The organism is Arthrobacter sp. 2RAF6, from assembly GCF_052115205.1.
In the GTDB taxonomy this organism is placed as follows: Bacteria; Actinomycetota; Actinomycetes; order Actinomycetales; family Micrococcaceae; genus Arthrobacter.
Map to the genome: position 1 here is coordinate 76,309 of NZ_JBFRGF010000021.1, position 6,957 is coordinate 83,265.

The 6,957-nt window shown below is 66.0% G+C and carries 4 protein-coding genes; all 4 read right to left on the reverse strand.

All coding sequences use genetic code 11. The annotated features are described in order from the left end of the window. Positions 1 to 17 precede the first annotated feature (17 nt). On the reverse strand, positions 18 to 1,790 hold the full coding sequence (locus tag AB4Z38_RS15620) for a DUF5605 domain-containing protein (protein WP_441430544.1): 1,773 nt from the start codon (positions 1,788 to 1,790) through the stop codon (positions 18 to 20). Next, on the reverse strand, positions 1,787 to 4,705 hold the full coding sequence (locus AB4Z38_RS15625) for a family 78 glycoside hydrolase catalytic domain (RefSeq protein ID WP_441430545.1): 2,919 nt from the start codon (positions 4,703 to 4,705) through the stop codon (positions 1,787 to 1,789). The genes AB4Z38_RS15620 and AB4Z38_RS15625 overlap by 4 nt, the downstream gene beginning before the upstream one ends. Positions 4,706 to 4,750: 45 nt before the next feature. After that, complete coding sequence (locus AB4Z38_RS15630; RefSeq protein WP_441430546.1) at positions 4,751 to 6,280, reverse strand: family 43 glycosylhydrolase; 1,530 nt, start codon at positions 6,278 to 6,280, stop codon at positions 4,751 to 4,753. Further along, on the reverse strand, positions 6,277 to 6,957 hold a 681-nt coding region (locus AB4Z38_RS15635; protein WP_441430547.1), incomplete at its 5' end, for a glycoside hydrolase family 3 C-terminal domain-containing protein. The genes AB4Z38_RS15630 and AB4Z38_RS15635, both read right to left, overlap by 4 nt.

Below are 6,957 nucleotides of genomic sequence, written 5' to 3' on the forward strand. Positions count from 1 at the left end.
GGCGCTGGGGCGGGCGGCTATGCGACGGCCCGGAGCCTGACTGCCATGAACTGACGGCCGGGGAGCTCCAGCCGGAACCGTCCTTCCACGGTATCGGGCAAGGTTTCAATGGTCATGTTCCAGGTGTCGATGATGTCCACCTCGTGTACGCGGCCGGCCGGCATTACGAAGTTCCGGTACGTGGGCTGGTTGAAACCGAAATAGCTGAGCTCGTACTCGTGCCGGATGCCGGCGGTCGGGACGTCCCAGGCGCTGGGTAGCGGCTCGAGGAATCCGCCTGGGGTCTGCTCAAGAATGCGGCGCAGGAAGGCGATCCGATCCGGGCTGCTGCCATGGAATTCGCCGCCCTTGGCCCACCACAGCACGTCCGCCGGGTGCATGTACGTTTCACCGTGGCCCACGTAGCCGCCCCGCACGGCCCCTTCCCAGAACCGCCGGGTCATTTCCTCTCCGGTGATGTTGCCCCAGCCCTGGTCGATATTGCCCTCGTAGGCGCACTCGTCGATGACCACCGGTTTCTGCCAGCGGTGCCGCCATTCCCCGGTGAATTCGGCCGTCTTGTGCACGTCCTGGCGTTGGATGCTGCTGTGCGTGATCCACGGCCGGGAGTAGTCGTAGAACGCATGGCAATTGTGGATGGACAGCAGGTGACCGTTGGGATCATTGGCCTGGACGATGCCGGCGAAACGCTCCCAGTCCTCGGTGGTCTTGCGGAACAACAGATCGTACTCGTTGGCCAGGGACCACCAGATGTTCCGGTGCGAAGCCAGCCGGGCTACGACGTACTTCAGGTAGCGGTCATCCTGGCCCGGGCTCAGCGTGGAGAAACCCCAACGGTCATAGGCATGGAACAGGATCAGATCCGCTTCGATACCGAGCTCTTCCAGCTGCCCGATCCTGTGTTCCAAATGCCGGTAGAACTCCGGGTTGGGCCGCTCATAGTCGAAGCCGGTAGCGAGCGATCCTTCGAATGGGTAGAACTCCGGTTCGTTCTCGTTGAACAGGTAGGACTTCGGAAAAACGCACATGCGCATCTTGTTGAACGGACCAGCCGCCAAAGTATCCAGGGTCTGCTTCTCCAGCGCGTTGCCCTGATGCGTCCACGCGTAGGACGTAGTGCCGATGGGCAGGTACGGGGTGCCGTCTTCGTAGGCGAAGTGGAAGGTCGTGGCCACCCGGACCACGCCCTTCGCCCCCGCAGCCGCCTCGCCGGCCGTGAACCCGCCGGCGACCCCGTCCAGCGAGCGTGCGTTGCTGGTGGTGGTGAACGACCACTCCCCCGCCTCCGGCACCAACAACCGCACCCTGTATACGCCGTCGCCGTCGTAGAAACCCGGCACACTGAGCGTGTCGCCGGATGGAGAAGTGAACACGGCCCGGAGTTCAACGTCGGTGAACGGGTTGCCGTGAGAGGGACCGGCGAGGGTGAGCTCGAAGCGCTCCCGGGCGGCCGCCGCCGCCGGGTATGCGGCTACCGCACTTCCGCGCACCACCGAGCCAGGCTCATAGTCTCCCGCCGGGGCGGGAAGATCAGCCGCCGCCTCAGCGGCGCGCTGGGCTACAAGATCCTCGGGTTCCAACTCGCCGAGGAGGCGCAGGATCTCCTCCACCTCCTCTGTCTTCCCCTGCAGGGCGTCTTCGGTGCCCAGGATGGTGCCTACCTCGTGGAAGTAGAGCGTGTGCAGCGCCGGGCTGCTAACAAGCGTAGGGACCCGTTCGCTCAGGATGCGGTTGCCTTCGGCGTGCCGCATCACGAAGTACAGGGGGCTTTCAGCGGTGAACGTGGTCATCTTTGCCTTCTCGTTTCAGGGTTTCGGGACGGGACGGCAGCGCGTGTGCCGCTCAGTGCCGACAATGCGGAGCCGATGTCTTCCTTGATAGGCGCTGGAGTGAAGATCAGCCCCTGATTCAGTGATGTCTGGCGGTACCAGACGGTGTCCTTGCGGAATTGGGCGGCCGCGACGGGATCGTGCGCGTCGATGGCCCGCCAGACCGCCGTGTAGGCCTCGGGATCGTCCATGATGGCGGACAGCGGCGAGTCCAGGGACACGGCACCGGGCACCGCGGCAGGCCCGGCGTCGGGAACAGTCCAGGCGTACCGACCGGATCCCACCTCGAACTCTTCGGATCCGTCCGGCAAAGAAACGACGGCGGTGGTCCCGGGAGGCACGACGGCTTCCACCAGGATTCGCTCGCCGGAACGCTTCCAAGCCACGCTGGCCAGCCCGTAAGGCGTCTCGTGTGAGGTGCCGGCATGCTGCAGGCTGTGGAGCGGACGCGGGGCGATGTGCTGTTTCCGGTAGCCGGGCTCCGCGGGAGCCAGGCCCGCAACGGTCCGGTGCATCCAGTCGGCAATGGCGCCGAGCGCGTAGTGGTTGAAGGAGGTCATTTCGCCGGGGTTGACGCTGCCGTCCTCCAGGATGGAGTCCCAGCGTTCCCAGATGGTGGTGGCGCCCTGGGTGACCGGGTAAAGCCAGGAGGGGCATTCGGTCTGGGTGAGCAAGCGCTCCGCAGCCTCCAGATGCCCGGTGACGGTCAGTGCGTCAGCGACGAGGGGCGTGCCGACAAAGCCGGTGGCGATCCTGTAGCCGCCCAGCCGGGCGAGTTCTGCGAGCCGGTCGCCAAGTGCCTGGCGCTGGACGGGATCCGTGCTGATCCCGAACATGAGTGCCAGCGAGTAGGCCGTCTGCGCATCGGAAACCATGCGGCCGGAGGGCGTGACGTATTCGGTCAGGAACGCTTTGCGCACGTCTTCGGCGAGGGTCGAGTATTTGCCGTGGTCATCGTCGGCGCCCAGCACGGCCGCGGCCTTGGCCGTGAGGTCGAGGGAACGGAAAAGGTAGGCACTGGCCACGATGTCGCCATGCGTGCGGGCGGCGCCGGGCTTGTCCGGCGGTGCTGCCGGGTCCAGCCAGTCACCCAGCTGCATTTGGCCCTGCCACAACCCCGAACTGTCCCGGACGCGGAGCAACGCATCGGCCCAATCGCACATGCTTGGGTACTGCCGGCCCAGCAATCCCCGGTCACCGAAGCGTTCATAGAGCACCCACGGAACCACGGTGGCGGCGTCACCCCAGGCGGCCACCGGCGATTCCAGCATGCCGAGCACCGCCGGAACGACAATAGGCACCACGCCGTTGCGGTGGCTTTGCTCGATGGCGAGATCCTGCAGCCAGGAACTGAGGAACCCCAAGGAGTCGTAGAGGTAGCTGGCCGTGGGGCTGAACACCTGGATGTCTCCGGTCCAGCCAAGCCGCTCGTCCCGCTGAGGGCAGTCGGTGGGCAGCGCCAGGAAGTTGCCGCGCATTCCCCACAGGGCGTTCTCGTGCAGCCGGTTCAGCATTGCGTCCGAGCATTCGAACCAGCCGGTGCGTCGCATGTCGTTGTGGATGACGACGGCGGTGATCGCCACCGGGTCCAGCTCGCCTGGCCAGTTGTCTACTTGGGCGTAACGGAACCCGTGGAACGTGAAGCGGGGCTCCCATTCTTCTTCAGCGGCGCCATTTTGCCCGGCGCCGCCGCCGGCCAGCGTATAGCTGTCGGTAGCGGAGGCCAGGCGAAGCGGACGAAGGGACAGTTCACCACCCTCCAGGACCTCAGCATGGCGGAGTGTGATTCGATGTCCTGCATCGCCGCTTACCCGGATCCGCAGGCGTCCCACCAGGTTCTGGCCGAAGTCCAGGACGGTGGCGCCCGAAGGCGTGGTCAGGACTTCCCTGACAGGCAGTTCTTCGATCCGACGGACCGGAGGCGCCACGGCGGGAGTTGCTTCCGCCCATGACGTGGAGTCCACGGAAGCGGGAAGCCAGTGCGAATCGTCGAAGCCCGGCGATGACCAGCCGGCCTCCATGCGCCGCGCATCGAAGGCTTCCCCCGCGTAGATGCCGCTGGAAACGAGTGGGCCCTCCGTGGTGCCCCGCCAGTCCGGACCGCTGGCCACGGTTTGCCGTGTACCGTCAGCGTATTCAAGACGCAGTTCCACTTTGACGGCTGGCTGCTCGCCGTAGAACGGTCTGGCGAAGCCGTGGAAACCATACTTTTCCGCGTACCAGCCCCCCGCGAGCCACACACCGATGGCGTTGGCCCCCGCTTGGAGGAGCGCGGTGACGTCGGTGGTTTCGTGGTTGAGCCGGTCAGCGTAGGCTGTCCAACCCGGTTTGAGCACGTGGTCATCCACTTCTGTGCCGTTGATTTCGGCCTGGTAGACGCCGTGCGCGGTGGCGAACAGGGTGGCTTTGGCCAAGCCCTGGCCTACCGTGAATTCGTACCGCAACTGGCCAGGCTGTCCAAGCGGGATTTCCGTTCCAGTGGGGGCGGGCAGACCGATGGCCTCGGCCTGCCACGGCCCTTCAAGGTAACCGCCCACCAAGGTCAAGGGTGCGTTCCAAGCGGTGGTGCCGCCGTCGTTCCCCGAGACGCGCACCTCGACTGCCACCTGCTCCCCAGCGGCGATGGCCGCAAAAGGCCACTCCACCAGCACCGAATCAGGGCCTTCGCGCACTGCCGACTCGACAGTCCCCTCACGGGTCAGCCGGAGTTCAGCACGAATCTGCTGCCAATCCGTGCTCTCCGTGGCGACGACCCAACTGAGCCGGGGCCGCGGATTGGCCACGAAGGCGGTATCAGTCCGGTACTCAGCGCTGAACCGGCTGACAGAAGTCTGGCGGAGACCCGCTGGCTGCGGTGCCACGGAAGTTGATGTCACGGAAGGGCCTTTCGGAAGAACGTGGGTGGGCGGGCGCTGGAGTTCCTAGTGTGGTTCGCGGCCTTCACTACGGAACCAGTCGAACGTGACCGTACCGCGGCTCGCGAAGACGCCGGCAACCCGTCCCGTAAAGGAGGCCGCGGTTTCCGCCGAGAGGTACCGGCCGTCCAGTTCGGCCAAGGTGACCAGTTCGCCGTCGACGACCGCCTGGAGGGCGATGGTGTCCGAGCTCAGATGCCCGAAGCCCACACCCGAATCCGGCTGGAGGGTTTCGATGCGAAGTTCCAGCGGCCCCGGAGGAACCTGCCGCGTCCAGCTCTGTTCGATCGAGGAAATCCTGGCCCTTGCCGTGAGGGTAGTCCCGTTCAGTTCGATCGAATAGTGGTGCGCCTCGTCATAACGGACGGCGAGTCCACCGGCGTTCCCCTTCCCGGCAAGAGGGTCAAGTTCCTCGGGAGATCCCGTGTCCACCAGCGCAGAGATAGTCTCCACCTGGTAGCGCTGGCGGCGCCCCAGGAAGGAAGGCCGGGAATCGTCCAGGCTGGTGCCGTCGCTGACAAGGGTGAGGCGCCCGGGGTTCTTCTCCACGGAGGCGAACGTGCCGGGGAATCGCCGCACGGCGATCCAGCCGCCGTCGAGCTCGGCGTCCGCAAAGTTGTCCTCGAACTCGCCGCCGCCGGGGCGCGGATTGAGGATCACCGCTTCGACGACGGGCCAGCCGTCCTCCCACGTGACCGGGGTGATGAAGGTTTCCCTGCCCAAGGCGGAGAAGGCCCGGGTCATGCCCTTGGGCCGCATTCCCAACAGCACCATGGCCCAGCCGCCGTCGGGTGTTTGCACGACGTCGCCGTGGCCGGTGTTCTGGATGGGCCGCTCGGTGCTGCGGGCGCTCAAGATGGGGTTGGCCGGGTTGCCCTCGAAAGGACCGGCCGGCGACGTTCCACGGGAAATGCTGACGCTGTGTCCGCGCTCGGTGCCGCCTTCGGCGATCATGAGGTACCAGTAGTCGCCATTCCGGTACAGGTGAGGTGCTTCGGGGAACATGAGGCCGGTGCCGGACCACACGCTCCGGGGTTCCTCAAGTGCCTTGCCCGCTTCCAAATCCACGCGAAGCTGGAGGATGCCGCCGTGCTCGCCGATGTTCCCGGTGACTGTGTCGAGTCCCGAATACGTCATGTAGGCGGTGCCGTCCTCGTCCCAGGCAAGATCCTGGTCGATCCCGATGGCGCCCGCAATGACGAGTCCGTCGCTCCACGGACCGACAGGATCCTTGGCAGTGAACACCAGGGTCCCCCGTGCCATGGCATCGGTGACGGCGACGTAGAACAGGCCGTCGTGGAAACGGATGGTGGGCGCCCAAGCGCCGCCAAGGGTGGGCACGTCCCTTGAGTCGAGCTGCCCTTCCCGGTCCACCACATGGCCGATCCGGTCCCAGTTGACCAGGTCGGTGCTGTGGTAGATCGGAATGCCGGGGAGGTATTCGAACGTGGAGGTGGCCAGATAGTAGTCCTCGCCGACCTTGACGATGCTGGGATCGGGGTTGAAGCCCGGAATCAGCGGGTTAGGGAAGTTCATGCAGCGCCGTCCTGGTTTGAGTCGGTCTGGGTTTCTTCGGTCAGGGTGAGGGCGGTTTCGAGCGGTAGCTCGTTGACTGAGGTGCCGATCCGCAGGCGGTAGTCCCCGGGTTCGTAGCTCCAGCCGTTGTCCCAGTAGGCCAGCAGCCGGGTAGGCACATTCAGGGTTGCGGTGACGGTTTCGCCGGGTCCGGCCCACACGGGCGCGGAGGCGACGAGCCAGCGCACGGGACGGTCCACGACGGAGCCGGGCCGTTCGGCGTAGACCTGCACCACTTGCTTGCCGGGCCGGTCGCCGGTGTTGGACAGGGTCACGGTGAGGGGAACGACGGCGCCGGGTACCGCGGTGCCGGGGGCCTCGGCTGAGTCGAGGGTCCAGTGGGTGTAGCCGAGCCCGTGCCCGAACTCATACGCCGGCGTGACACCGGCTTTGAGCCAGGCGCGGTAGCCGATGTGGATGCCTTCGGTGTATTCCAGTTTTCCGTCGGCGTCCGGGGTGGTGTTGATGACCGGAACGTCCTCCTGGGTCGCGGGCCAGGTGGTCGGAAGCCGGCCGCCGGGCTCGGCCTCGCCAACCAGGATGTCGGCGAGGGCGGTGCCGAATTCCTGCCCGCCGAAGTACCCGATCAGGATGCCCGCTACTTCGTGGCGCCAGGGCAGCAGCACCGGGGACCCGGA

What these genes read in the sequence shown, in the direction of transcription:
- AB4Z38_RS15620 (WP_441430544.1), bottom strand. Translation starts at nt 1,790, where the DNA reads ATGACCACGTTCACCGCTGAAAGCCCCCTGTACTTCGTGATGCGGCAC.
- AB4Z38_RS15630 (WP_441430546.1), bottom strand. Translation starts at nt 6,280, where the DNA reads ATGAACTTCCCTAACCCGCTGATTCCGGGCTTCAACCCCGATCCCAGC.